Raw genomic sequence first — 26,620 nt, 5'->3', positions numbered from 1 at the left:
ACTCCACCGTAAAAAGTATCTCATACATAACTACTTAGCTCAGTACTTGACCTCATAACTCACATAAAAGCGACGGCCCGGAGCATTATAATATCTTGATGCATTTGCATCCGCTTGTGCATATGGCGTCATATATTCCTCATTGAACAAGTTCTCGATAGAAACATTCAATGTACCAACAGAAAGATCGTAGTTGGCACCTACATTGGCAGTAAAGAAGCTATCTACTGCTCCATCAGCTCCTTTTGTGATTTCATCCGATTTGTCACGCTCACCAGAATAGAGCATATTCAAGCTATAGCGCCCAAAACCTTGAGTGTTATAAGTCCAGGCAGAAGTCACCTTCAGAGGTGCAATTCGGGTTCCATCAAGCGGCTCCCAGCCGGAAGAACCATCCAACTTGCGCTCACCTTCCTGCCAGGACACTGTATTGTCGTTTCGCAGATTATCCGAAAGGCTAAAGCCTAATGTCGCTTCTGCTCCCCAAACCCTTTCTGGCGCTCGCGTACTTTCCAGAGCGGAACCATCCTCATTCAGGTTGAGCGTTGAGCCTAAATCTGACTCACTATAAAACATAGCGACAGAGTAGTCAGAAGCACCTACCAATCCACGAACACCTACTTCATAGTTATCTGTTTTAATGGGCTGAATAGCACCATCGACGGTAGAGCTGTCGCCATCACGAATATCACGCAAAGCTTCGTTGGTTGACATTCCTTGAGCAAAGGAAGCAAATAACTGATGATCATAAGTCAGATAATGAGTCACACCAATGTTAAACAACATCTCATCAAACGATGGCTCACCACCCTGAACCTGATTGCCAGCGTTATTATGTGTATTGCCTACAGTGAAGTCATCGACACTTAGCTGAACATACTCATATCTAGCACCGTAAGAGAGCGAAGTATCGTCTGTCAGATAACTAACAAATTGACCAAACGGTGCAATAGCGAACTGGTCCACATCAGGCGTGTTATTCACATAACCAATATTGTTTGGTTGCTTAAAGGTTTGCTGTTCAACATCCAAACCCCAGGTTACATCCGCCCAACTCAGGCTGCTTGCGATATTAATCTTCACACCATAGCGATCAAAATCAGTTTCGTTATGACCATAATAAGTTGGTTTGTCCGGATGTGTCTTGTCAATCATCTTAAGAGTGAATGTCTCTGTATCTTGCATCATCCAGTAACCAGTCACATCCAGCATACCCAGACTAAAATCAAGATCCTGATAACGAAGTGAGTAATTCGCAAAGGTACGGGAAACATCATTTGGCTCTGCCAGATCACCATCTGCATCTACCTTTCCGGCAACCCCATTGTTGTAACCCGAACCACAATGTTCAGCCTGAGCTAAGGTGCCATTCTCAGGATCACCACCAGTCGCACACCAGCCATCGTTATCACTAATATTTCTAACGCCAAAAGTGAATGTCAATGAGCGATCCGCATCGAAATTGTGGTTCCAGACACCATTAACGTTCAGATTGTCCATATCATCAGCATTGTTTACCGAAGGTAGCCTGTCTCCATTTGCATCAAAGCTGCCACCACGCTGATCGTAGCCAAGTCCTAATCGCCACTGGTTGGTTTCATCACCACCCTGCATTTCCTGATACACATTCCAGCTTAGCGAATCGCTACCAAACTCCTGACCATTCATCCCTACCTTGGTTCTGTACTGAGTTTCACCCGCCATTGGTGTTTTGGTAATGACATTGATAATGCCCCCTTGAGCGCCGAGCCCGTAGACAGCTGAACCGCCACGTATAACTTCAATACGTTCGATATTCTGAGGGTCGATTGAAGACATCTCCTGACCAAAATCCAGAAAACTGTTGTTCTGAGCGACACCATCAATCATTAACAGTACGCGACGGCCACGAATCTGATTCTGACCTTTGCTACTCAGATTACCGTGAATTGACGTCCCCATCCCTGGAACTAGCATTGAAAGGACATCATTGATGTTACGGCTCTCATTCATCAGAGTGTTGATCTGGTTCTGATCAATAACAGTTACCGAACGAGGTACATCATTCAGTTTCTGTTGAGAACGACTAGCTGTAACGACAACTGTCTCCATGTCGTTTTCTGTTTTCGAGTCTTGAGCCACTGCAAGAGATGGAAAAAAAGATACCGCACTTAAAATGGCGATATTCAATTTAGAAATATTCAAAACACTAACCTTAAGCGTTAAAAAGTGGGAGAAAAATAAGCATGTTGTGCGAATCACCAGAGCAATAAATACAGTTATATTGGCGATGATTTAACGGCGTGGTAGTCTAGCACACCACAAATTAATGATAATGCCAATAATTCGCATTACTCGGTCAGCAATGATTTATAGAAATTATCGTTACATTGCATTTGCACTAACTTTATTAACAACTTTCTCATTGGCTTATGCGCGACCGAAGACCGTACAAAATACGGTTATAGATGACCTTGGCAATACACATTTTACAATTCAGAAAAAGGCACCACGTATTGCCAGCGTATCTATTTTTGGGGCTGAGTTAACCTTAGCGCTTGGGTTCCACCCTGTCGCCATGTCCACCTATCCAGGTGGTATTCCTGACTATTTGCCAGAGCTAAAATACACCGACCAATTAGGACCACGCTCTCAGACAAACTTCGAAGCGTTATATCGCTCTAAGCCAGATATCGTAATAGGCTTGCGTCGTATGGTTGAACCACACTCTAAGCGATATGAAGAAATCTCCCCTACTGTCGGATTCGACCTAATAACTCTCGGAGATAGCTTTGAAGCTGTGCAGAAATCTTCGGATCTAATTGGTCAACATGAACAAGGCAAGCAAATAAACAAATGCTTTGTAAATTCACTTCAAACCATGAAAGAAAAAATCGGTAATAAAAGTCTGAGTGGGGTATTTCTTACCAGTGCAGGAATCACACCGAGAGCCTACTACTCACACTATATGACCGTAGGTCTAATGAATGAGCTAAACATAAAAAATGTTGCAGGAGCATCCCCTTACTCTTCAAAAATGCCCTTTTCCGGACAGGTTGGACTTGAGTGGCTGGTGAAGTTGAACCCGGATATTATTTTCATGTATGAGGGTTCAGAAGCTCAATACACCAAGACAAACGTATGGGATAGCCTTTCTGCTGTTAAGAACAACAGAGTATACAAAGTAGGGGGACACTGGCGCGAGCCGGAAGGACCATACTCCAGAATCTGGGTTTCCATGGATATAGCACACAAAGCTTATCCTGATTTATTCAGTGCACCGACTCTTCACAAACTAAACCGAGCATTATTATGTTAGAAGCAAGAACTCTGACCGATAGTGCAGTTTTCAACCGCAAAGTTCTACGGCTTTTATGCCTCGTCGTCTTGCTACTTTCACTACTCACATCATTGATGTCAGGGGTATATCAATACGATTTATCTGATCTCGTACAAGTTGCGTTTACTGAATCTGACGCCAGCAAGTATATAGTGTTCTGGGAGCTTCGCTTACCCAGAACATTGATTGCAGCGGTTGGTGGCGCAGCTCTTTCTATTGCCGGATACCTTACCCAGAATATTGTTCGCAACCCCCTCGCCTCTCCAAACCTCACCGGAGTAATGTCAGGTGCATCTTTAAGTGTACTAACCTCTTTTGTGGTAGGGCTTCCTTTACCTTCGTTATTCTGGGGTGTTTTAGGAGGATTAGCGGGAGGAATCATCACTTTGAGTATTAGCTGGAATCATGGAATTACTCCAGTTCGACTGATACTTGCAGGTATTTCAGTTAGTGCTTTTTGTCAGGCAATGGTGACCTTTATTCTTCTTTCAGATGGCATGGACAGCGAATCCCTGTTTTTCTGGCTGACAGGGAGTAACGCAGGAGCTCAATGGAGCGTATTCTGGCCTTTAGTTCTAATTACTATTCCTCTTCTAGCTTTTCTGATTATAACAAGGCAACAACAAGCCTATTTGTTGTTAGATGATACTGTCGCCCATGGTTTGGGGATTCACCTCAATAAACACAGGGTCGTGTTCGGTCTTACTTCTGTAATGCTAACCGCAGCGGCAGTTGGCGCTTTTGGTCCTGTGGGTTTTATTGGTCTTGTATCACCACATATCGCAAGAATGTTGAAGCTAGGTATTTATGACTCAGCAGTTATTGGAGCAACTTTGCTTTTGTTGTCAGACTTGCTCGCAAGAACACTACTCATGCCGTTAGAGATACCCATAGGTGTACTGACAGCACTTTGCGGCGCTCCCTGGTTTCTTTATTTAATCTTGAAAAGGCTTTAGGCGATTCAAACGTGATGCGTACTCATATTTCAATCTTAGCTGTAGCACTTCTCCTCTTAACGGGTGTTGCATTAGCAGTCACACCAGAAATCATCGAATCAGGGAAGCATTTCTTTAACGATGGTACTTATCACCCTTTCTGGTCATTAACAGCACCGCGCCTTGTTTTAGCCTTAATGGCAGGAGCTATGCTGTCTTGTTCCGGTTATATACTGCAAACTGCATTAAAAAACCCATTAGCTGATAGTGGCGTACTCGGGATCAATGCGGGAGCCTCTCTCGGAGCCGTATGTGCGTTATTGCTGCCCAATTGGTTTGGTTGGCAAATCGATACCAACAAGTCACTTATACTTTTCTCTATGTGCGGAGGTTTGATCAGTACGGTACCAGTGCTACTTTCAAGCCTAAAAGGAAACTTATCTCTCACGCTTCTCACTGGTGTTGCAGTCACTGCAATTCTTAGTGCTCTCTCTTCAGCTCTTATTTTTACTATCGGTCAAGGTAGAATTGATTTGGCATTACAGTGGATGGCAGGAGGACTCTACGGCAGAGGGTGGGAGCACGTTAGTTATATTTTTCCGTGCTTTGTCTTTTCATTCGTTTTTATTGCTTTTGCTTACCTTCCTCTTAAATGGGTAAGTTATGAAGACTCGATACTCAGAGGCGTTGGACTAAAAGGCACTTCCCTACGGTTACTGCTACTGACGGGCAGTACGCTAATCACTGCATCCGCTGTCTCGATGGTTGGGCCCATTGGCTTTATTGGCTTAATCATTCCGCACGCAGCAAGGCTGCTTTGTAACCACCAAACCGGTAGCTCATTAAGTCTGACCATTCTCTTGGGTGGACTATTTCTTACATTCTCCGATCATCTGTCTCGCTCTCTTCTTTATCCAACAGAAGTCCCGGCAGGGGTAGTTACAGCTCTGATAGGTGTACCTTTCTTCCTCATGCTATTAAGGAGACACACATAGTGTTAACTGATTCAGCTGGACTTCATGGTCACAACCTTGTCTCCGGATACCAGAACAAGGTGATATTAAACGGTATTGATATTTCATTGAAAGAAGGGAAAGTCAGCGCCTTTATAGGTCCGAACGGATGCGGGAAGAGTACATTGATGAAAACACTTACTGGCTCAGTAAAAGCTAAATCCGGTGAGGTGATATTCAAAGGGAAACCACTTAGTAAATGGAAACTAAAAGAACAAGCAAGACAGATGGCCATTCTTCCCCAACACCCAAAAGCCCCGGAAGGTGTATTGGTTGAGCAATTAGTTTCATTAGGACGCGTAGCACACAAAAGCTGGCATAAAAAAAACAGCTTAGATGATGTAAGAATTATTAGAGAGTCTCTGTACTCTGTCGGACTTCAAGGCTATGAGAAGCGAATCGTCAACTCACTTTCCGGAGGAGAAAGACAGCGAGTTTGGCTAGCTATGTGCTTAGCGCAAGAAGCAAAGTGGCTGTTACTCGATGAACCGACAAGTTACCTCGATCTAGGCCACCAGTTAGAACTACTGGAAGTATTACGAGATTTAAACCTTAACAAGGGGCTAACCATTGTGTATGTATTACATGAGCTTAGTCAGGCTGTTCAATTTTGTGACGAGCTTGTTCTGATGCAGCAAGGCCGTATCGTAAAACAAGGAGCACCATCAGAAGTACTAACCAAAGGCACATTGCGCTCTGTCTTTAAAGTTAACGGTGTTATGGAAACCATAAACAAAAAAACCTACTGCCTGCCACACTCCTACGTTCATGAGAATACCCATGAGGCGTTAAGCTAATGGACAATATTCAACAACAGTTTAAAAGCTTGCTGACTCTGCCTGAGAACACCAATGCAATGAGTATAAAAGAGCAGCAACAATGGCTGAATACCCACAATGCATTTTTCCGGCTTAATTATTCCAACACAGTTGAAGGTGCCAATGCACTGCTGTGGTTCGAAAATCATTTCTCAAAAACTATCAATAGTTTTGCAAAGCTTCAGAAAACTAAAACACCAGTAGCCTCATCCGTGTGGCAGAAAACATTTAACGCCAGCGTGTTTACTTCTCTGACCGCTCACAGGGTAGTGTTCAACAAGGTACCAAAGCTCTCCCTTGCTGACCTATCTCTATCCATTGATGATGCCCATAGAGTTAAAACTGCCTACGCTAGTGAGAACCCCGAATTCTACACTCTTGATACCAATCCAGATAATCCTAAAGCCATTACTGTTCGCAACCAAGATGAGCTGGACTCAAGGTTAGTAGAAGTGATTAAAGCAATCGCAGAGCCACTTCTCCCCCACTTTAAGGAGCAAAAAGTTGGCAACCGTGTTTTCTGGGGAAACACCTTATATGCATGCAGTTTAGCTTTCACCAAACTTGCTCCTACATATGTAGAAAGTGAGTTTGACGTAGGAGCGATGCAAGAGTGGCAAGCGCAACTGTCAGACAAGATTATCCGTAACGGTCATAAGCTGAACCAGATTAAAAAGGTTCATAACGAAAACTTCCAGAAGTTATTTATTCGTAGAGAAACCTGCTGTCTGAAATATAAGATAGCAGGTAAAGCAATGTGTAAAACCTGTAACTTATATACTCCAGAAGAACAAGAAGAGCTGTTCAAAATTAAAAACGGCTAGACTTTATCAGGTCTGCCATCCGATCACTGAGCCGTCAACCATTCAAAAATCGATTAGTAGTTAAATTATACTATTCCGAATTTGAACATAATATTGAGCCTTACAAACGAAGATACTTTACCGCTCCCCAATCTGGGTCTGAAAACTGGAAAGAACCAATTTTTTCGGCTCAGTTCACAATGGCTGATTGTTTTGCATGTATCAGCAACGCAGCTTATGCAAATCGTTGCCAGCTTTATAGTCTAGGTCTAATGTTTATAGTCACGATTTCATAAAAGCTAATTTTTTAGTTCGGTCAATCAAAGGGAAATACTATGAAGAAAACCATCCTTGCATCGCTTGTAGCTCTCAGTGCCTCTGGTGCTCTTGTTTCTAACGCTGCTTCCGCTAATACTTCATCAATAGAGCAACAGATAAGCATTTCAAACGACACATCTGAGTTTTTCACCGTTGAAGTATCAGGCACAAGTTACGAACGCGGCTATCAGCATGGCAGAGAGCTTCGCAAGGTAATTCGTCATGCTGTAAACCGTTTTAAGTATGACATGGTTAGCAACCTTCTTAGTAAGCTAGGTACTGAATTAACATATGCAGATTTTCACAAACACATTTTCAACAACACTGGCTTACTAAAAACCGCAGAGAGAGAAGTGCCAGATCTGGTAGAAGAAATGAAAGGAATTGCTGATGGTTCAGGCCTTTCGTTTGAAGACATATTTGCCTGGAACGCAACATCATACGATGCAATGTTTTGGGTAATTGAAGATATGACAGGTGTTGACCCAATGCTTGCTATGGAAAAGGAACTACATAGCAGAGCTATCCCTGGCCATTGTTCACACGCTTCAGTGTGGGGAGACAACAAGGCGTCTGTTGGTTACACACTAGATTGGATCCGTGCTATGGAGGGCTCACAGAGTCTTATCAAGCATGTCAATGAAGACGGCTCAGTCATCCTTATGACCGCGTTTGCTGGCATGGTCGGTGGTCACGGTATTTATGCTACAAAGGGAGCGGCACATACTTTCAGCCCACACTCTAAGTTCCAGCTAGAGCATAGCATGGACGGACTTTCTCAGATATTTGTTTACCGCAAGCTGCTTGAGTCTGGTTCAGTAGATAATGGTATTAAGTTCTTGAATAGCATTAAGCCTGCAGAGGGATTGACTTACACACTAACCGACTATACCGGTACTCGCGCATTTGAAGTGTCAGCAAACAAAGTTGTTGAGTTTAAGATGGATGGAAATCAAATGGTTTCTGCTAACGTTGCTCGCGTAAACAACGATCTTAGCTCTAGTTACAAAGCTGACTTAGGCCTGACAGGGAAAAAAGTGGATATGACCGATTTGCCAGCAGCTTATTGGGAATACAATAAAGACAGTGTTAATCGCTTTAAGGTGCTGAGTAGCAGCATTAAAGGTAAAACTCCTGCTGATATGAACCCTGAGAAGTGGACAGAGATTTTCAGCCAAAAGCCTGTTAATAAGCCTGTCGACGAAAAAATGGAAACATCTAACTTCTGGCATGTAGTTGAGATTGACCAGGAATATATTAACTACCACGTCGCACCAAGTAACCCTGGCAACATCAAGCTTGAAAGCTACCGCATCAAGTACAACTAAGCTGAGAAACACTAAATAGAGTCGCAATAGCGGCTCTATTTTTGTTCTACTGTGCGCACATAAAAAACCTCCTGCTAAGTCAAACTCAACAGGAGGTTAAGAACTATCAATCTTTAATGTCTTTCGACAAATATTTTTAGTCCAAAGAGACTTATTACTCCACCGTTACCGCTTTTGCAAGGTTACGAGGCTGGTCTACGTCAGTACCTTTAATAAGCGCCACATGGTAAGCAAGCAGCTGTGTTGGAACTGTATAGAAGATAGGAGCAATGATTTCACTTACTGGAGGCATCTTGATCACTTTCATATTCTCATCGCTTTCAAAGCCTGCATTCTCACCAGCGAATACATAGAGTAAGCCGCCACGTGCACGAACTTCTTCAACGTTCGACTTAAGCTTCTCAAGCAGATCGTTAGTTGGTGCAATCACAACAACTGGCATATCGGCATCAATCAGAGCCAAAGGTCCGTGCTTAAGTTCACCTGCTGCGTATGCTTCTGCGTGGATGTAAGAGATCTCTTTCATCTTAAGTGCAGCTTCCATTGCAATTGGATAGTACTCACCACGACCAAGGAACATTGCGTGCTGCTTATCTGCAAAGTCTTCCGCCAATGTTTCGATCTCTTTGTCGTATGCCAACGCACTTTCCATGTAAACAGGTAGAGCGTGAATCTCTTTCACGATTTCAGCTTCTTTAGCTGCATCTACACGGCCTTGGTGTTTACCGATCGCTGTAACTAGCATCAGCATTGCTGTTAGCTGGGTTGTGAATGCCTTAGTCGATGCAACACCAATCTCTGTACCAGCGCGAGTCATGAACGCAATATCAGACTCACGTACCATAGAAGAGCCCGATACGTTACAGATTGTCATTGCTGACATGTAACCTTTCTCTTTAGCAATACGCAGTGCTGCTAGAGTATCTGCTGTTTCACCAGACTGAGATAGTGTAATAAGAAGGCTGTTTGGACGAGTTACAAAGTTACGGTAACGGAACTCAGAAGCAATCTCTACATCACAACTTACGCCAGCAATATCTTCAAACCAGTAGCGAGCAGCCATACCAGAGTTATAAGAAGTACCACACGCAATAATCTGAACATGCTCTACTTTAGAAAGAATTTCTACAGCATTTACACCAATGCTTTCGGTAATAACACTGTCATTGGTTACGCGACCTTCCATAACGTTCTTCATAGAAGTCGGCTGCTCAAAGATCTCTTTTTGCATAAAGTGACGGTAACCAGCTTTTGTACCAGCATCGAGTTCAACCGTTGATTCAATAATTTCACGCTCAACAGGGTTTCCGTTAACATCAAGAATGTTAACTTCACGACGTGTAATTTCAGCCACGTCACCTTCTTCCAAGTAGCTGAAACGGCGAGTCACGCTAAGCAGAGCCAGTTGATCAGAAGCCAGGAAGTTTTCGCCAACACCATAACCAACAACGATTGGGCTACCAGAACGAGCAACAACCAGACGCTCAGGGTCTTTACGATCAACAATTACTGTACCGTATGCACCTTCAAGTTGAGCGGCTGTTTTATGCAGAGCTTCGATAAGAGTATCTGAAGTGCGGTACTCCCACTCTACTAGGTGAGCAATTACTTCTGTGTCTGTTTCTGATTCGAATACATAACCGCGCTCTTTCAGTACTTCACGCAGTTCTTCGTAGTTTTCAATAATACCATTGTGTACAACTGCAATATCACCAGACATATGTGGGTGAGCATTTGCTTCTGACGGTTCACCGTGTGTCGCCCAGCGAGTATGTGCGATACCTGTACCACCCGTTACCTTTTCAGCTTCTACAGCATCTGCCAGTTCCTGAACTTTGCCCAGGCGGCGAACACGGGTAAGGTTGTTTTCAGCATCTACAACTGCAACACCAGCTGAGTCATATCCGCGATACTCAAGGCGACGAAGACCTTCAACTAAGATTTCAGCCACATCACGTTGTGCTACTGCACCTACGATTCCACACATATGTGTTTCTCCATTTTTATTTTCTGCTTCTTTCCGACGTCACAAGCAACACGTTAATTAAGGAAAGCAGCTGTACGTTTAATTATGCAGATGCCCGTAAAACACGAACATCGTGAGATTCGATTTGCTTTGTCTGCTCATCAGACAACATTGCGTCTGTCACCAGAATGTCTACTTTTTCCCAGGACAACTCTAAATTTGGTATTTTTCTTCCGACTTTGTCGGATTCAATCATGACAATGACTTCACGAGACACTTCGGCCATCACGTTACTTAATCCAGTCATCTCATTAAATGTTGTTGTACCTCGGGTAATGTCGACACCATCAGCACCAACAAACAGCTGATCAAAGTCGTAAGATCTAAGTACTGACTCTGCAACCTGCCCTTGAAATGACTCCGAACGGTTATCCCATGTTCCGCCAGTCATCAGAAGAGTCGGCTCATTTTCCAATTCTTTCAAGGTATTAGCGACATAAAGAGAGTTTGTCATGACAACCAGACCATGCTTATCATTCATACGAGGAATCAGAGCTCCTGTAGTACTACCGCTATCGATAATAATGCGATTATGGTCTTTTATCAGTTCCGCCGCACACTTCGCAATGTTTAACTTTCGTTCCGAAACTTGTTCAGATAAACCTTCCGTCATCACTTCTTTTGGCACAGATATAGCGCCACCATACCTTCTTAACAATAGGCCATTAGTCTCGAGAGAGGCAAGATCTTTGCGAATGGTTACTTCGGAGGTTTCAAATCGCTGAGCAAGCTCTTCAACGCTTACCTCCCCTACCTCATCAACGAGCTTTGAAATCATATGACGACGTAGCTGTGTATTTCTTTTGGTCATTAATCGAAACTTATAAATTACGAAACGAAAGGGATTATATTCAGTTCGTAACCTGCATGTCTATTTTTTTTGAAGCAAAAATTAAATATTTTGAGCAAAAACCTTGTCCTAAAACAATTCTGAGAAGTGATCTTGGTCAGATTCAGTGATAGAATTCGCGCCGAAAAGAAAAAAAATTACAGAATTAGTCGTTATTTTTTTGCAATCTTTCACTGATAATATTGAAAGTGTTGTATTTGCATTTGAGATGTAAACTGCACACCCAACCAATGTGAAACTGGGTTTGCCATATTAATTGATATAAATTCAGGAAGTTGCCTCCTCGGGTAATGAACAGAAAATGAACTAAAAAAATGTTGTCATTTTCTTTCTTATGTACTTACTCCTGAATTAACTGAATTTAAAACTGTAACTATACTTACCGGAGAGTATTTTCCATGAAAAAGACCAAAATCGTATGTACGATTGGCCCTAAAACTGAATCTGTTGAGAAGCTACGTGAACTAGTAAACGCAGGCATGAATGTAATGCGCCTGAACTTCTCACACGGCGATTTCGACGAGCACGGTACTCGTATCGCTAACTTCCGTGAAGTAATGAGCGAGCAGCAGAAAGAGCTAGCTATTCTTCTGGATACTAAGGGCCCTGAAATCCGTACTATCAAACTAGAAAACGGTGATGACGTTGATCTAGTAGCTGGTCAAGAATTCACTTTCACAACAGACGCTTCTGTTGTAGGTAACAAAGACGTTGTTGCTGTAACTTACGCTGGTTTTGCTGCTGACCTTACAGCTGGCAACACTATCCTTGTAGATGACGGCCTAATCGAAATGGAAGTTATCTCTACTACTGAAACTGAAGTTAAGTGTAAAGTTCTTAACAACGGTGCACTAGGCGAAAACAAAGGTGTTAACCTTCCTGGCGTATCTGTTCAGCTTCCAGCGCTTTCTGAGAAAGACAAAGCTGACCTTAAGTTCGGTTGTGAGCAAGGCGTTGACTTCGTTGCTGCATCTTTCATCCGTAAAGCGGCTGACGTTAAAGAAATCCGTGAGCTTCTAGATGCGAACGGTGGTTCTGACATCCACATCATCTCTAAGATCGAAAACCAGGAAGGCGTTGATAACTTTGACGAAATCCTAGAACTTTCTGACGGTATCATGGTTGCTCGTGGTGACCTAGGTGTTGAAATCCCAGCTGAAGAAGTAATCTTCGCTCAGAAGATGATGATCGAGAAGTGTAACCGTGCACGTAAAATGGTTATCACTGCAACTCAGATGCTTGACTCTATGATCAAGAACCCACGTCCAACTCGTGCTGAAGCGGGTGACGTTGCGAACGCAATCATGGATGGTACTGACGCAGTAATGCTTTCTGGTGAAACTGCTAAAGGTAAGTACCCAGTAGAAGCAGTAACTATCATGGCTCAGATCGCTAACCGTACTGACGCTGCTCTTAAAGCTGAGCTAGGCGACCGTCTGGATAGCCCACGTCTGCGTATCACTGAAGCAGTATGTAAAGGTGCTGTAGATACTTCTGAGAAACTAGCTGCTCCACTAATCGTTGTTGCAACTGAAGGTGGTAAGTCTGCGCGTTCTATCCGTAAGTACTTCCCAACTGCAAACATCCTTGCACTAACTTCTAACCAAAAGACTGCTGCTCAGCTAGCTCTAACTAAAGGCGTTCGTCCTATCGTTGTTGAAGAGTTCGAAAACACTGACGGCTTCTACACAAGCGGTAAAGCACTTGCTCTTGAAACTGGTCTTGGTAAGAAAGGCGATATCGTAGTGATGGTATCTGGTGCTCTAGTTGCTTCTGGTACAACTAACACTGCATCTGTACACGTACTATAAGACGTCGTATTTTAGATACTAAAAAGGAGAACTTCGGTTCTCCTTTTTTATTGCCAAATATAAAGACTTACTGGGAATGCTTGCTTCCATTAGCCGCATAAGAGGTACGCTCGTTAGACTAAGGTCTAATTCGTGTGTAGCTCAACACACTGAATTCAGATATAAAAAAATCGGAGCATTTGCTCCGATTTTTCCTTACCATCCAAAGAATTCTTTATGGTGTGTGTTTAGCAGTAATACCATTGGCAAAAAGTAAATTGCAGAAAGTTTGATACCAAGTATTACTAGACTTCCGACGGTAAGCCTCACTAGTGATTGCGTTAACATACGATTGCCTCATGTACCCAGACTGTATGATTTCCTTAATAAAACACGGGATTCCGCGATTCTTCCTAGATAAGCTAACTGGGAGTTGTTTACAAAACACTCAGTTTACTCATTTGCAATTATAGCTCAAGCACAAAATAAGGTTATACTTTAGTCTAATGCTGTTTTTTTAAGCCGATACTGAGTCATTTATGCTGTGACAGAGCGAGGTTCTATTTCTTCCCAATGACTTAGACTCATAAAGCGCAATGTCCGCACATTTATACGAATCCGTACTGTCAGAGTTCAGTTTTGTATAGCCGATACTTATCGTTACTTCAGCAGATTCGTCTCGCTCAACAGCGACACGCATCCTTTCTAGCACGGTTTCAGCTTCTTCGAGGTTGGTATGAGGCATTAAGATAGCAAACTCTTCGCCACCAATTCTGGCAACAAAGTCTGTTCTTCTGGTTGAGCTAGTAAGAATTGCACCAACTCTATTGATAACACGGTCACCTTCATCATGACCTTTTTGATCATTAATACGTTTAAAATGGTCAATATCGACTAACGCAAGGCAACCTATATGATTTTGAGGGTATCTTGCACAAAGCTCCGTTTGACTTCGAAGTTCAACCTCAAACTTTCTGCGATTCCAGAGCTGAGTAAGGCTATCGCGCTCACTTAAGTATCTTAACTGCTCTTCAAGTACCTTTCTTTCCGTGATATCTACAACAGAGATAATATAGTTCTCCACCTTGGAGTTGCTGTCATATACGGCCTGAATACGGGTAATTGTCGTCAGTTCTGTACCTGAACAGCCCTGAATATTCAGCTCTCCTTCCCAGAACTGCTCACTAGAAACGCTCTCCCAAATACTAAACCACTTAGTTGATTCCTTTCTGTCAAAGAACAACTTTTTCACACTACCGTATTTAATCTGTCTTTCGGTGTAACCCGTAATGTTTTCGAACTCGTGGTTTACCTTCTGGATAAGAAACTTCTTATCGCAAATAAGTACTGCCGACATACCATTGAGTGCAGCCAGAGCCAATTTACTATCAAAGTTTCTTTTTCTCATTGTGTATAGCAGAGAAGAAGTAGGCATCAACACAGCAATAAGCATAAAAATAAATACAATTGCTTGCCCGTATATCACTTTGAAGTCTTCTACTAACAACTCATCAATTTGCTGCTCAGAAATCTCGATAAGCGAATACATATGACCAAGCTTGCTCAAAGAAAGTTCTTTGAAGATAAAGAGGTTCTCACCATCAACTTCACTTCCTTCTCTTTTGGCATTCATCACCTTCCACAAATCTGGGTTAGTATTTTGGAAGTTAAACTTCTCTCGGGATTGGAGTTGAAAGCCGAACAGGACTTCTGGATTTGGATGTACAACATAATCACCATTGTCGGTAATTATCTGGGAAGGGAAAGTCGATGACGTCCCTAATTCAAACAACTGTCCTGAATGCCAAAAGCTTAAATCTATGATGATATAGCCTGAGCGCTTTCCCATAATGTCAAAAGGATAGATCACCCTTTGAATTGGATTATCCGAATATTGCTCAAGCTCTATTTCTGCGCTACCAATAGTTCTGTACTTAAGCGTCTTTGCATAATGAAAGTAATCGGTTTTACCGATGTTTTTATACTCTTTCTTCGCTGCAATACCCTTTCCGGAAGATAGGTGTACTTTAATCAGCTCATCGCCTGAGATGTCTACAAACCTGATTTGCCTGAAAGCACGATGGTAACCTAGAACAGATCGCCACATCTGTTGAATCTGTCTTCGATCAATCTCATTTGGATTTTCGGCATAGCTGTTCAATGCGTAACTTTTTGACAACAACCTGAGTGTTGATAAGATTTGCTGCTCAAATGAGAAAAGTTCACGCTCCAAAAACTCGAGCTGAAGCTCACTTTTTTCCGTAAGGCTAGCTATCTGGCTTTGATATACCGATTGGTACTTTTGATGAGATAAGAATAAGACCCCGGCAGACAGAGCAAGCCAGGTCGCTACCACATAGCTTATCCAACGCTTTTTCAACTCTGTCTCTCCAAAGAATTAAATGAACACTGCCGCAAAAGTGAGACATTCTACCAAAAAAAATGTAAAAGCATAAATAATAGACATCTCATTTAGGAGATCTTCTACTTGTTCTAATAACACGAATCCAAAGAAAGGCAGAATTTACTCAAATTACCTGAGTTTAAACCAAACAAAAAAAGAGGCACTATTAAATGCCTCTTTTAGTATTCGCTGGATTTTTCGTTATGCCTTTAAGGCTCTATCACCGCGGACTATGCCAACAACTCCACTTCGTGCGACTTCTATGACATCCGTAACATCGGAAACGGAGGTAATAAACGCATCAAGTTTGCCACTGCTACCCGTTAGCTGAATAGTGTACAGCGACGAAGTAACATCAACGATCTGGCCCCGGAAGATATCAGATAGGCGCTTAACTTCCTCACGAGTATGTCCACCCGCTTTCACTTTTACCAACATGAGTTCACGCTCGATATGCGGAAGTTCAGTCACTTCCTGAACCTTTAGAACATCGATAAGTTTGTTCAGTTGTTTCTCGATCTGCTCTAACACCATGTCATCACTCTCGGTCGTGATATTTAGACGAGAGAGGGTTTCATCATCGGTTGGTGATACCGTCAGGGATTCAATGTTGTAACCACGCTGAGAAAACAGACCTACAACACGAGAAAGAGAGCCTGGCTGGTTTTCTAATAGTAGTGAAATAATATGTCTCATTAGGTTCTCTCCGTTTTGCTTAGCCACATTTTGTCCATACCCTCGCCTTTTATCTGCATTGGATAAACGTGCTCTGTCTCGTCAACATTGATATCAACAAACACCAGCTTGTCTTTCATATTCAATGCTTTTTCAAGACCGGATTCTAACTCATCCTTCGAAGAGATTCGGATGCCCACGTGGCCATAAGCTTCTGCAATAGCAGCAAAATCAGGAACAGAGTCCATGTAAGAATGGGAGTGACGTCCTTGGTAAATCATGTCCTGCCACTGCTTAACCATGCCCAGGAAACGGTTGTTAAGGTTGATGATTTTAACTGGAATATCGTACTGCATCGCAGTTGATAGCTCCTGAATATTCATTTGGATACTACCATCACCAGTAACTACCACTACCTCTTCCTGCGGCATCGCAAATTTGATGCCCATTGCAGCAGGTAAACCAAAGCCCATAGTTCCCAGACCACCAGAGTTAATCCAACGGCGCGGCTTATCAAACGGGTAATACAATGCGGCAAACATCTGGTGCTGACCAACATCAGAAGCAACATAAGCATCGCCATTTGTCACTTTGTAAAGTGTTTCGATAACCTCTTGAGGTTTAATACGATCAGAAGAGGTATCGTAGCTCAGACACTTGCGCTCCTGCCATACGTTGATCTCTTTCCACCACTGCTCAATGGCTTCGTGGTCATTTGTACTATTCTGTTCTTCCAATAGCTTAAGCATGGCATCAAGGACGACTTCAGCAGAGCCTACAATCGGAAGATCGGCACGAACTGTTTTCGAGATAGAAGATGGATCGATATCGATATGCATGATCTTAGCGTTTGGACAGTATTTTTCGACATTGTTTGTTGTCCTGTCGTCAAAGCGAACACCAATACCAAAGATCAGATCCGAGTTATGCATTGCCATGTTGGCTTCATAGGTACCATGCATACCCAACATGCCAAGGTTATTCTTATGTGTGCCTGGGAAGGCACCTAACCCCATCAGGGTATTAATCACCGGAATATTGAGTTTTTCTGCCAGTGATATAATTTGTTCGTGGCACTCTGAAATGATTGCACCACCACCAACGTAAAGTACTGGCTTTTTAGCTTCCAAAAGCGTCTTCAGGCCTTTTTTGATCTGCCCTTTATGACCAGAAGTTGTTGGATTATATGAGCGCATCTTAATTGATTCTGGATACTCATATGGGAAGGTAACCAGTGGATTAAGCATGTCTTTAGGCAAGTCGACAACAACAGGGCCCGGACGACCTGTCGAAGCAAGATAGAAAGCTTTTTTAATAATTTCAGGGATCGTTTGAGGATCGGTTACAAGAAAACTGTGTTTTACCACTGGGCGAGAGATCCCGACCATGTCACATTCCTGAAAAGCATCGTTACCGATAAGTGTTCCTGGTACCTGACCAGATAGCACCACCATCGGTGCTGAATCCATGTAAGCCGTTGCAATACCAGTAATCGCATTGGTAGCACCCGGACCAGATGTAACAAGTACAACACCTGTTTGACCCGTAGCTCGAGCATAACCATCCGCCATATGGACAGCAGCCTGTTCATGGCGAACTAATACGTGTTCAATATCGCTTTTTTCATGTAGAGCATCGTAGATGTCTAGAACTGAGCCACCAGGGTAGCCAAAGATGTGTTCAACGCCTTCGTCGATCAAAGAGCGAACAACCATATCCGCACCGGATAACATTTCCATTGATTTGTCTCCTTAATACGCACAATCAAGCCTAATAGAGCCAGGTATGGCTATTAGCCTTTGCAGCCTACTATCCAGATTGTCGTATTTCATGTTAGGGCTTATTCGTAGCCTAAAAAATACCGCTATAAAGCAGGAACAGAGGTACAGCTTAAACGTGTTCTAATAGCGATATGTTCATGACCAACACAAGGGATACCCTTGTGTTTTCACTCTAATTTCCAGCTTTACCGAATTTAAATCAAGAGGGAATTTAAAAAAAAGACTAACTTCTACAGCTCGCTTTTTATACAGAGATATATTCTGTTAAATTTCTGATAGCAGAATAAATGATATTCAACTGATTGGATTGTTATTAAAAAGCCCGTCAAACACTAAGGATTAACGGGCTTTCAGTCACATTTTTAGATTGATTTTACTTCTTGGTATTTTTCTCAGAATACATCTCTTCGATTTCATCTTCATAACGTTCATTGATGACTTTACGGCGAAGCTTCTGAGTAGGTGTTAACTCACCTTTATCCATTGAGAATGCCTTTGGAAGCAATGTGAATTTTTTCACCTGTTCAAACTTAGCAAGATCTTTCTGTAACTCTTCAACACGCTTATCCAGCATTTCGACGATTTGACTGTTCTTAAGCAGTTCAAGTCGATCTTGGTACTTAATGTTCAGTTCTTTGGCATACTCTTCAAGTGCTTCATAACTTGGAACAATCAGAGCCGACACAAACTTACGAGTATCAGCAATTACGGCAATCTGCTCGATGAAGTGGTCTTTACCAATAGCACCTTCAACAACCTGTGGTGCGATGTATTTACCACCAGAGGTTTTCATCAACTCTTTAATACGGTCGGTTATAAACAGGTTGCCATCAGCATCAAATTCGCCAGCATCACCCGTTTTAAGGAAACCTTGTTCATCAAAGGCCTTCTCCGTTTCTTCTGGCATTTTATAGTAGCCACGCATAACCATTGGACCACGAACCAGAATCTCACTGTTTTCCCCAATTTTAACTTCTGCCCCAGGGATCAGAGTACCTATTGAATCAGGGTTGAATACATTGTCCCGCCAGCAAGAAACCGTTGCTGTCGTTTCTGTCATTCCGTAGCCAAGCTTTACGTTGATACCAATCGCATGGAAGAATCGTCCTATCGTCGCATCCAATTTAGCACCACCACATGGCATAAAGTTGATTCTGCCACCAAGAAGCTCTCTTAGCTTATTCAGTACAACTTTATCTGCAACTTTATAGCTCTTCTTCAACAGCCAGGAAGGTTCGCGACCTTCTTGCTTGCAGGCTGCGACTCTTGCTCCCATGTTCACAGCCCAGGTAAACACCATCTTTCTCTGAAATGGTGCTCGCTGTACTTTTTCATGGATAGCTGAAAAGATTTTTTCGTAGAAGCGCGGTACCGCACACATCACAGTAGGTTTGATTTCACCCAACGCATCTCTTACCTGCATGGTGTCTTGCAGGTAGCAGTTGGTCGCCCCTTTATAGAGAACATAAAATGTCCATGCTCGCTCATAAACATGTGAAAGCGGTAAGAATGCGAGAGAAACATCTTCAGGTGTGACAGTCATGCTTTTATCGTGGCTTTCACACTGAGTACCTATATTTCGATAATCCAGCATGACACCTTTAGGCTGACCCGTTGTCCCCGATGTATAGATTAGGGTGAACAGATCATCCATATCAGCACTCTTTAAGCGCTCTTCAAACTGACTCTGGTACTCGTGCTCACCTTTAGCAATAAAGGTATCCCAAGACATCGCAGCAGGATGATTCTTCAGGTCGATGTCATCTGACATCGCGACAATCAATTCAAGTTTTTCACACTGATCAAATGTGCTTATTGCTGCATCAAATTGAGGTTGCTCACCAACAAATAGGACTTTTACATCTGCATTTTGGGTGATGTATGCTGCTTGATCAGCAGTGTTGGTTGGATAGATTGGAACGGTAATACAACGGACCTGCAATGCAGCTACATCGGCAATTGTCCATCGCGGCATATTATTCGAGTATATACCTACCTTATCCTGAGCTTTCAATCCCTGAGCCAAAAGTGCTAGCGACAGTGCGTCTAGCTTTTCACCAAATTGCTTCCAGCTAATGCTCTTCCATGCATTATTAACTTTGTGACGAAGTGCGGTACGCTCTCCACCACGGGCAACCTGATCTCTGATTCTTGTAACAATATGAAAGTCTAAATTGGCCATCTTCTTACCTTTGGCTTACACATGTAAGCTAATTTGGCGTTCAAGTGTACAGTTGGCAATAGAAAAGGCAACCGGGGAAGTCACGCCAAAAGAATTAAATTTCCAAAAATGTGCCCTCTAGCCGATTTGGCTAATATATATATCAGCAAACTGAATAAACAAAAAAACACCAATAATCTCAATGCTTATTGGTGTTTTAGTTTATTAGTTTTAAGCTGTTGAATTAGCGTTGAGTAGACGCTACTGCTTCACCACAAATCATCATCAGCTGATCGCGCATCCAGATATGGCCTTTGTCTTTTTCGCTAGACTCGTGCCAGCTCAGGAAGCCGCTGATACGTTTATTTGCTAATGGGAAGCTCAGTACTTTCAACTGATCATACTGTGGCATGTTCTCTACCAACCAACGTGGAGCAACCGTAATTAGCTCTGACTGGCTTACAACATATAGAATATTGCTCAGGCTAGTACCTTTGTATGCAGCCTGTACGTCGATATCGCGATAAGCTTGCTCAGAGAAGCTACGCATACCGTTCATTTTAGACAGTTTCGCATGCTTTTCAGTTAGCAGTTCTTTTTCAGAAATGCTGTCACCAATGCGTGGGTGTGATGCAGATGCAACAACAACAAGCTCATCACTGAAGATTTCTGTGCTTGAGAAACCTGGTTGCTCGAAACGAGCGTAATCAATAACAAAATCAACTTCCTGGTAACGCATCTTTTCAGATAGGTTCAGGTCGAAATCTGCGTCCATATGAAGCTGAATGTTTGGCGCAGTTTCACCGATACCAGACAGGATCTTAGGAGCGAATCTCACGTCACATGGGCTGCAAATCGCTAGCTTAAACAGACGATTTGAAGTTTCTGGAGTGAAGATTGAAGATGGTAGTTCGTTACGAACAAGCTGTAGAGCTTGACGAATAGGACCAAACAACTGGCGTGCACGCTGAGTTGGCTGGATACCACGACCGTGACGCATAAATAGTTCGTCGTTGAACATCACTTTCAAGCGAGATACAGCGTTACTTACTGCCGGCTGTGACATTCCAAGATTGTGAGCAGCTCGTGTAATGTTCTGCTCTTGCATAACTGCATCAAATACAGTCAGTAAGTTTAAGTCTACTCCGCGAAGTGTCGATTCCATTCGATAAGCTGTCGCTGCACTATTCAATTCATTTTTATTCAACATTGATGCGCCTCGTGTCATCGTTAATCTGGGACAAAATACTGTAGGAGGACAAGAAAAACCTCAGGACCCCCCTCCTGATTTGCGGTATTTTTGTCCAATTATGTGTGACTGTATGTCACGGAATAGCAACCTGATAGTTTGTTTTATTTGTCCGATAAATTCGGCTTGAGCTAACTATCCATCAATTCCCCCACACACATCAATAAGTTTTATAAATAATTAGCACGTTTTACATATAAATTCAGAAAACTCATACAAAACATGCAATTAAAACGACTTCTAAAAAAATATAAACGTCAAAAATTTATATTTTTCAGTAAAGACATAAGTATTTAATATACTTATTTTAACTGCACATCCGTACAGTATATGTATTATGAATATTTTTGAGCTAAATGTATCGCCCAGAAAGGAAGGTTAAAAAGCGAACAGCTTTTCTGTTTTGAGTAAGATGATTAAACGACAAATTCTAAGTCATTAGTGATGGCATAGCTTGGAAAATCGACTTTAGACCAAAGTGATTTCCATAGCTCCTTTTGATCTTCCCAGTCACCTTTCAGAATCCAATCCGATATATGACCGGCAACGTCCGGATAATTCACTCTTTCTGCACCTTGCTCATCTAACCATTTTCTTAATGCGGTCGGATCAAGATGCTCCATTGAGTGCGCCAAACCAAGCGTTTCTAGTGTGGCGACATTGCTCTCTTGCTCAAACTGTCCAACTAGCGGTTTAAGCAGTAGCTTTTTACCCAAAGTAAGAGATTCAGAAGGAAGCTCAAAACCACCATTAGCGATAACACCCTGACATCGATGTAAGTCGCGCTGAAAGTTACTATGACAAAGTGGCTTTAGGTGAATATTTTCCATCTTCTGCTCTTGTGTAATCTCTGGGTGATAGCAGATAAATTTCTGATTCATAAACCTCAAAAGAAGCGTAGTGATTTCCTCAACACTTTCAAACGGCAGGTAGACAAGAGCAAATGCATCTATGCTCTCTTTATGATTAGCATTAGTGTGCACTATGGGGGGGAGAATAGGCTGCCCAAAGTGGTACCAGTGCAAACCAATTAATACGTCTGCGGGTGCAAAGTGTTTGATGATGCTCTGATCTAGCCAGCCTTCTCCCTTCTTGGGAACCTTAAAACGAAAAGCGTTTTGGTGGCTTATGCCGATGCAAGGTACTTTTTGTTGCTTTGCTGCCCATGCAGATATAGGTTCAAAGTCATTAAGAACCAAATCGTACCTTGAAAGATCAAGCTCTCTGACCTCTCTGTGCATTTTGAAAAGATTATTACTAACAGCAGATTTGGCGTAGTTCACCTTTCCCTGTTCAGTAATAAAAGTCAGTCCACTACGTGTCTGATAGTCACCAAAAGCTTCCATAGAAAAGTACTTGGATTCATCACGGCCACTAAACAGAAAATCGACCTCTACATTGCGGCTTTTCAGAGCAAAGGCCATCGCTCTGGCACGGGCAGTATGACCATTGCCCGTTCCTTGTACACCATAAAGTATTTTCAAACTCGTCATGCTCCGATAATTGAGATAGCAGCTGTCGCGCTTCCGATACCTAAAGCGGCACCAATCACCACATCCGTCAAGAAATGTACCCCAAGCAGAATTCGTGCAGTTCCTATTAAGCTTGCCCAAAGGACAGAGCCCAAATAGGCATCCGGATAGAAGTGTCCTATCAAAGTTGCCATCACAAACGCAGCGGCTGTGTGGCCAGATGGAAGGCTGTATCTATCAGAAGGTGTGATAAAAGATGTTAAGCAAGCGGATAACTCTTGTGGGCGACGACGACGAAAGCTATTTTTGGTTACCCAGTAAATGGGAAGCTCTACCGAAAATGCCATAAGGCCAGTAGCCAGAAATAATCCACCTGCGATGGGATCAAACATCCATGCAAGCAAGCCGATAACGGCATAAAGATGTCCGTCTCCGGTATGTGATACAGCTTTGCTAACCCGAGCTACCTGATTATTGAATTTGTGTGATAAGCAAAATAGCGAGAATGCTAAATCAAATTTAACGATTGGCTCTATACGCATCATAGACTCCTTGTTGCTTATGTACAGACACTCCTAAAATTTAGTGTATTCAAATGACAGCAAGGTGACGCTCAGTTTGATAATTGGTTACAGTTTTATCTAAGTTTGGTGAAATGAAGTTCTGTTTTTGAGTGTTATTGCATGATGAGGATGCGGTCAAACAAAAACTCTTTAAATCGGCTACACCTTTCAGGCATTGGGCTTCTAGGCCTATAGTAGGCATAGATGTCAAAAGTAGCACATTGGTAGTCAGGCATTACATGTATTAACTCTTTATTCGTTAACTCAGCTTCAACCAATGACTGAGGGAGATAAGCAATCCCAGCACTTTGCAACGCAAGATCTTTCAACATTTCGCTGTTATCGCACTCGATACTCTCTTTGATAGTCACTATTGTTGGTTCGTTATTCTGATAAAAACACCAACGACTGCCTCCAAGCAGGGTACTGGCATACAAACACCTATGTTCACTCAGCGCTTCAGGGGTATCAGGTGTTCCAGCTTCACTTAAGTAATGTGGTGATGCACATAGGTAAAGGGGTTCACTAAGCATGCGTTTCCTGATCAACAGTGAATCTTCTGGTTTGCCTCCTTCAAAGGTTGCCTCAGCACGAAATGCGAAATCAATATTTAAGGGATCAAACTCACCTGCCTCTATAAAGATTTTGAAGTTTACTTTAGGGTGCAACTTCATATAGTCCGCGACAATTTTTGTCAGGTATTGCCGGGCGAATAGCGGTGTCGATGAAAGACGTATTTCCCCCTGCTGCTCTTCAGCCAGATTCTGAACCTCTTCACAAAGTGTATCGATATCAGAGATTAATGGAGAAAAACGCTCATAGAGTAACTTGCCAGCTTGTGTAGGAACAAGCTGACGGGTACTGCGCTTTATCAGTTCAACAGATAGAATTTCTTCCAACTCTTTTACCCAACGACTTCCCGCCGCCGGGGATATCCCCTGTTTGATAGAGGCCTCTCTGAAAGAGCCCTCTTTGATCACCGTGCAGTAGAAAAGCATTTTATCCAAAATGGGCTGACGGCTTGAAAGCAGGTTTCCTGTCATACCTTAGTGGACCAGTCCTTTTTCAAGTGCCAGTTTCACCAGGCCTGCGGTCGATGTTGCACCCAACTTCTTCTTTATACGTAGTCGATGAGTTTCAACGGTACGAACACTTATATGCAGAGAGTTTGCAATATCCTTATTACAGTAACCATTAACGATAGCTTTTAGTACATCCGACTCACGCTTAGATAAGGTCTCGTCTTTCTGTTCCGGTTCTTCATTAAACTGCTCCAACAACTTATCTGAAGCCTGAGAACTCAAGTACGAACGACCCTCTGCAACCTGATTAATGGCCATCACCAACTCGTCAGAACCGACATCTTTTAGAACATAACCTTTAGCACCAGACTTCATTGAGCGAATGACATACTCTTTTGTATCATGCATGGAAAGCATAATGACTGAAGTCTCAGAGCCCTCTTTTTTAAGCTTTTCCAGTACCTCAATACCATTCAAACCTGGCATGTTGATATCTAGTAACAGAACATCCGGCTTTAAAGTTTGTGTAACCTCAAATGCTTCTGTACCTGTTCCAACACATTTTATGATCTCAAAGTTGTCTTCCCTTTCTAGTCTGGACTTCAGCCCGTCCTGCATCAGGCGGTGATCATCCGCCAACACCAAGCTAATCATATAAACTCCATATTCAGACTTACTCTCACTTCCGTTCCCTCACCTTCCGAACTAGAGACTTTAAACTCACCACCAATAGCCTGTATTCGTTCACGCATATTTTGAAGCCCCATATGCTCAAGTAGTGGCGTACGTCCGTTTTTTGTTTTCAATAGTTGTGGTGAAATTCCTTTACCGTCATCGCTAACCGTCAATATCACCATTCGTCCTTCTCGCTGAAGGATCACATCAACGCCCTGAGCATCGGCATGTTTTTCTACGTTGTGCAAGGACTCCTGAACCACTCTGTAGAGTGTGGTTTCAACTTCCGGTAACATCGCAATACCATCAATATTGTGCTCGAAGATCAGTTCCATCTCGGTTCGACTTCTAAGCTCATTGATATAAGCTTCGATCCCAGCAACCAACCCAAGATCATCTAACTGAGGAGGCCTGAGATCCCGGGAGATCCGCCTTAGTTCTACAATAGCATGCTCCATCGCGCTCTTACTGGCTGTGAGCTCCTGCTCCTTTTTGGTTTCATCTTCTTCTTTTGTGAGGTTATCAAGACGATATTTTGCTGCGACCAGTAGCTGGTTCACTCCATCATGAAGCTCTCTGGATACTCGTCTTCTTTCATTTTCCTGAGAATCAATAATCTGTTGGTTTAGCAAACTAAGTTGCTGGTTTGCCAACCTGCGAACATTCATATTCAGAGAGGCACCAAGCCCGGCAATCACGGATACAGCAATAAACACCACAACAAAAAGTGCTGAGGTACTCTTGCCGACGTTTTTATCAAAACCGTTCTGCATATGATCCATCTGACGTTCAACATCATCCAGATAAATACCGGTTCCAACCATCCACTCCCACTTGTCTAAAGAGATAGCGTAGCTTAACTTGGGGAGTGGTTCCTGCCGAGAAGGTTTGTGCCAAAAATAATCAACAAACCCGCCACCTTCACGACTTACCCGAATCAGTTCCTGAAGCAGTTTTTTTCCATGGAAATCTTCTACCTCCCACCAGTTTTTCCCAACTCGTTCTTTTTGGTAAGGCAGTACTAATGCATCCCCCTCCCAAGTGTAGGCAAAGAAATATCCGTCGCTTCCATATGTGAGCCGGCTCAATTTTTCGACAACTAATTGCTTCGCAGTCGCTTCATCTAACGTCGGATCGTTGTAATCACGCTCAATACTTTTTACAGCCAACTCTACATACTGTCTCAGCTCTTGTTTTTTTGCCGCCATTATATTGCTTCGGGTCAGATGAACTTCTTCCGCCACCAGCTGTTTTGCCTGACTAAACAATATGCTAGCGACAATGGTTACAACTAAAACAAGGGGAACGATAGAAAGCAAAATAATGTTAATTTTTAGCTTTCTGTTACTGACAAATCCCATAACTTCACCGCCATAACTTCAAAGACGAGTACGTAGTAATACGGACAAACCTCCGCA

Annotated in this window: 20 protein-coding genes; 7 read left to right on the top strand and 13 right to left on the bottom strand. The window is 42.7% G+C overall.

Features of this window, described 5'->3' with window-relative positions; genetic code table 11:
• Window positions 1–39: 39 nt before the first annotated feature.
• A complete protein-coding gene (locus SNR28_RS11275) occupies window positions 40–2,184 on the bottom strand; it encodes a TonB-dependent receptor (protein WP_375752485.1) in 2,145 nt (714 codons plus the stop codon).
• A 160-nt stretch (window positions 2,185–2,344) separates the two neighbouring features.
• On the opposite strand from SNR28_RS11275, the gene SNR28_RS11270 reads away from it, so the two are divergent.
• From SNR28_RS11270 to SNR28_RS11245, 6 genes are all read left to right on the top strand, one after another.
• A complete protein-coding gene (locus tag SNR28_RS11270) occupies window positions 2,345–3,298 on the top strand; it encodes an ABC transporter substrate-binding protein (protein WP_375752483.1) in 954 nt (317 codons plus the stop codon).
• On the top strand, window positions 3,292–4,275 hold the full coding sequence (locus tag SNR28_RS11265) for a FecCD family ABC transporter permease (protein ID WP_375752482.1): 984 nt from the start codon (window positions 3,292–3,294) through the stop codon (window positions 4,273–4,275). Before SNR28_RS11270 ends, SNR28_RS11265 begins: the two co-directional genes overlap by 7 nt.
• Before the next feature lie 14 nt (window positions 4,276–4,289).
• Window positions 4,290–5,249, top strand: a complete 960-nt coding sequence (locus SNR28_RS11260; protein ID WP_375752480.1) for a FecCD family ABC transporter permease — start codon at window positions 4,290–4,292, stop codon at window positions 5,247–5,249.
• Complete coding sequence (locus SNR28_RS11255) at window positions 5,249–6,064, top strand: ABC transporter ATP-binding protein (RefSeq protein ID WP_375752478.1); 816 nt, start codon at window positions 5,249–5,251, stop codon at window positions 6,062–6,064. Before SNR28_RS11260 ends, SNR28_RS11255 begins: the two co-directional genes overlap by 1 nt.
• Window positions 6,064–6,909: a (2Fe-2S)-binding protein gene (locus SNR28_RS11250; RefSeq protein WP_375752477.1), complete on the top strand. Its 846-nt coding sequence runs from the start codon at window positions 6,064–6,066 to the stop codon at window positions 6,907–6,909. The genes SNR28_RS11255 and SNR28_RS11250 overlap by 1 nt, the downstream gene beginning before the upstream one ends.
• Before the next feature lie 314 nt (window positions 6,910–7,223).
• On the top strand, window positions 7,224–8,534 hold the full coding sequence (locus SNR28_RS11245; protein WP_375752475.1) for a C45 family autoproteolytic acyltransferase/hydolase: 1,311 nt from the start codon (window positions 7,224–7,226) through the stop codon (window positions 8,532–8,534).
• 154 nt (window positions 8,535–8,688) lie between these two features.
• Here the strand turns inward: SNR28_RS11245 and glmS are convergent, their stop codons facing one another.
• Complete coding sequence (gene glmS / locus SNR28_RS11240; protein ID WP_375752474.1) at window positions 8,689–10,521, bottom strand: glutamine--fructose-6-phosphate transaminase (isomerizing); 1,833 nt, start codon at window positions 10,519–10,521, stop codon at window positions 8,689–8,691.
• 82 nt (window positions 10,522–10,603) lie between these two features.
• A complete protein-coding gene (locus SNR28_RS11235; RefSeq protein WP_375752473.1) occupies window positions 10,604–11,371 on the bottom strand; it encodes a DeoR/GlpR family DNA-binding transcription regulator in 768 nt (255 codons plus the stop codon).
• Window positions 11,372–11,808: 437 nt separating this feature from the next.
• Between SNR28_RS11235 and pykF the strand changes: the two genes are divergently transcribed.
• On the top strand, window positions 11,809–13,221 hold the full coding sequence (gene pykF / locus SNR28_RS11230) for a pyruvate kinase PykF (RefSeq protein WP_375752472.1): 1,413 nt from the start codon (window positions 11,809–11,811) through the stop codon (window positions 13,219–13,221).
• Between the two features lie 496 nt (window positions 13,222–13,717).
• Here the strand turns inward: pykF and SNR28_RS11225 are convergent, their stop codons facing one another.
• The 10 genes from SNR28_RS11225 to SNR28_RS11180 all read right to left on the bottom strand — a co-directional run bounded on the left by SNR28_RS11225 (window position 13,718) and on the right by SNR28_RS11180 (window position 26,563).
• Complete coding sequence (locus SNR28_RS11225) at window positions 13,718–15,580, bottom strand: GGDEF domain-containing protein (RefSeq protein ID WP_375752471.1); 1,863 nt, start codon at window positions 15,578–15,580, stop codon at window positions 13,718–13,720.
• 225 nt (window positions 15,581–15,805) lie between these two features.
• A complete protein-coding gene (ilvN, locus tag SNR28_RS11220) occupies window positions 15,806–16,300 on the bottom strand; it encodes an acetolactate synthase small subunit (protein ID WP_375752470.1) in 495 nt (164 codons plus the stop codon).
• Window positions 16,300–18,018: an acetolactate synthase 3 large subunit gene (locus SNR28_RS11215; protein WP_375752469.1), complete on the bottom strand. Its 1,719-nt coding sequence runs from the start codon at window positions 18,016–18,018 to the stop codon at window positions 16,300–16,302. The genes ilvN and SNR28_RS11215 overlap by 1 nt, the downstream gene beginning before the upstream one ends.
• 415 nt (window positions 18,019–18,433) lie before the next feature.
• Window positions 18,434–20,242, bottom strand: a complete 1,809-nt coding sequence (locus SNR28_RS11210) for an AMP-dependent synthetase/ligase (protein WP_375752468.1) — start codon at window positions 20,240–20,242, stop codon at window positions 18,434–18,436.
• A gap of 223 nt (window positions 20,243–20,465) precedes the next feature.
• On the bottom strand, window positions 20,466–21,431 hold the full coding sequence (gene leuO / locus SNR28_RS11205) for a transcriptional regulator LeuO (protein ID WP_375752467.1): 966 nt from the start codon (window positions 21,429–21,431) through the stop codon (window positions 20,466–20,468).
• A 455-nt stretch (window positions 21,432–21,886) separates the two neighbouring features.
• Window positions 21,887–22,954 (bottom strand): MJ1255/VC2487 family glycosyltransferase, encoded by a 1,068-nt coding sequence (locus tag SNR28_RS11200; protein WP_375752465.1) that lies wholly within the window; start codon window positions 22,952–22,954, stop codon window positions 21,887–21,889.
• 5 nt (window positions 22,955–22,959) lie between these two features.
• Window positions 22,960–23,487, bottom strand: a complete 528-nt coding sequence (locus SNR28_RS11195) for a phosphatase PAP2 family protein (protein WP_375752463.1) — start codon at window positions 23,485–23,487, stop codon at window positions 22,960–22,962.
• 131 nt (window positions 23,488–23,618) lie between these two features.
• Window positions 23,619–24,548: a LysR family transcriptional regulator gene (locus SNR28_RS11190; protein ID WP_375752461.1), complete on the bottom strand. Its 930-nt coding sequence runs from the start codon at window positions 24,546–24,548 to the stop codon at window positions 23,619–23,621.
• Between the two features lie 3 nt (window positions 24,549–24,551).
• Window positions 24,552–25,181 carry a response regulator gene (locus SNR28_RS11185; RefSeq protein WP_375752460.1) on the bottom strand — a complete coding sequence of 210 codons (630 nt, stop codon included), beginning with the start codon at window positions 25,179–25,181 and terminating at the stop codon, window positions 24,552–24,554.
• The gene (locus SNR28_RS11180) at window positions 25,178–26,563 is read right to left on the bottom strand and encodes a cache domain-containing protein (RefSeq protein ID WP_375752459.1); all 1,386 of its coding nucleotides are present in this window, start codon (window positions 26,561–26,563) and stop codon (window positions 25,178–25,180) included. The genes SNR28_RS11185 and SNR28_RS11180 overlap by 4 nt, the downstream gene beginning before the upstream one ends.
• Window positions 26,564–26,620 lie beyond the last annotated feature (57 nt).

The sequence above is a fragment of the Vibrio iocasae genome, from assembly GCF_042245395.1.
GTDB lineage: Bacteria > Pseudomonadota > Gammaproteobacteria > Enterobacterales > Vibrionaceae > Vibrio > Vibrio iocasae.
Note: the sequence above shows the minus strand (reverse complement) of the source record. Positions and strands in the feature narration are given on the sequence as shown.

Bases quoted from the DNA above. Each gene is read 5' to 3' on its own strand.
- SNR28_RS11270 (WP_375752483.1), top strand. From the start codon at position 2,345: ATGATTTATAGAAATTATCGTTACATTGCATTTGCACTAACTTTATTA.
- SNR28_RS11265 (WP_375752482.1), top strand. From the start codon at position 3,292: ATGTTAGAAGCAAGAACTCTGACCGATAGTGCAGTTTTCAACCGCAAA.
- SNR28_RS11260 (WP_375752480.1), top strand. From the start codon at position 4,290: ATGCGTACTCATATTTCAATCTTAGCTGTAGCACTTCTCCTCTTAACG.
- SNR28_RS11250 (WP_375752477.1), top strand. From the start codon at position 6,064: ATGGACAATATTCAACAACAGTTTAAAAGCTTGCTGACTCTGCCTGAG.
- SNR28_RS11245 (WP_375752475.1), top strand. From the start codon at position 7,224: ATGAAGAAAACCATCCTTGCATCGCTTGTAGCTCTCAGTGCCTCTGGT.
- glmS (WP_375752474.1), bottom strand. From the start codon at position 10,521: ATGTGTGGAATCGTAGGTGCAGTAGCACAACGTGATGTGGCTGAAATC.
- SNR28_RS11235 (WP_375752473.1), bottom strand. From the start codon at position 11,371: ATGACCAAAAGAAATACACAGCTACGTCGTCATATGATTTCAAAGCTC.
- pykF (WP_375752472.1), top strand. From the start codon at position 11,809: ATGAAAAAGACCAAAATCGTATGTACGATTGGCCCTAAAACTGAATCT.
- ilvN (WP_375752470.1), bottom strand. From the start codon at position 16,300: ATGAGACATATTATTTCACTACTATTAGAAAACCAGCCAGGCTCTCTT.
- SNR28_RS11215 (WP_375752469.1), bottom strand. From the start codon at position 18,018: ATGGAAATGTTATCCGGTGCGGATATGGTTGTTCGCTCTTTGATCGAC.
- SNR28_RS11210 (WP_375752468.1), bottom strand. From the start codon at position 20,242: ATGGCCAATTTAGACTTTCATATTGTTACAAGAATCAGAGATCAGGTT.
- leuO (WP_375752467.1), bottom strand. From the start codon at position 21,431: ATGTTGAATAAAAATGAATTGAATAGTGCAGCGACAGCTTATCGAATG.
- SNR28_RS11195 (WP_375752463.1), bottom strand. From the start codon at position 23,487: ATGATGCGTATAGAGCCAATCGTTAAATTTGATTTAGCATTCTCGCTA.
- SNR28_RS11190 (WP_375752461.1), bottom strand. From the start codon at position 24,548: ATGACAGGAAACCTGCTTTCAAGCCGTCAGCCCATTTTGGATAAAATG.
- SNR28_RS11185 (WP_375752460.1), bottom strand. From the start codon at position 25,181: ATGATTAGCTTGGTGTTGGCGGATGATCACCGCCTGATGCAGGACGGG.
- SNR28_RS11180 (WP_375752459.1), bottom strand. From the start codon at position 26,563: ATGGGATTTGTCAGTAACAGAAAGCTAAAAATTAACATTATTTTGCTT.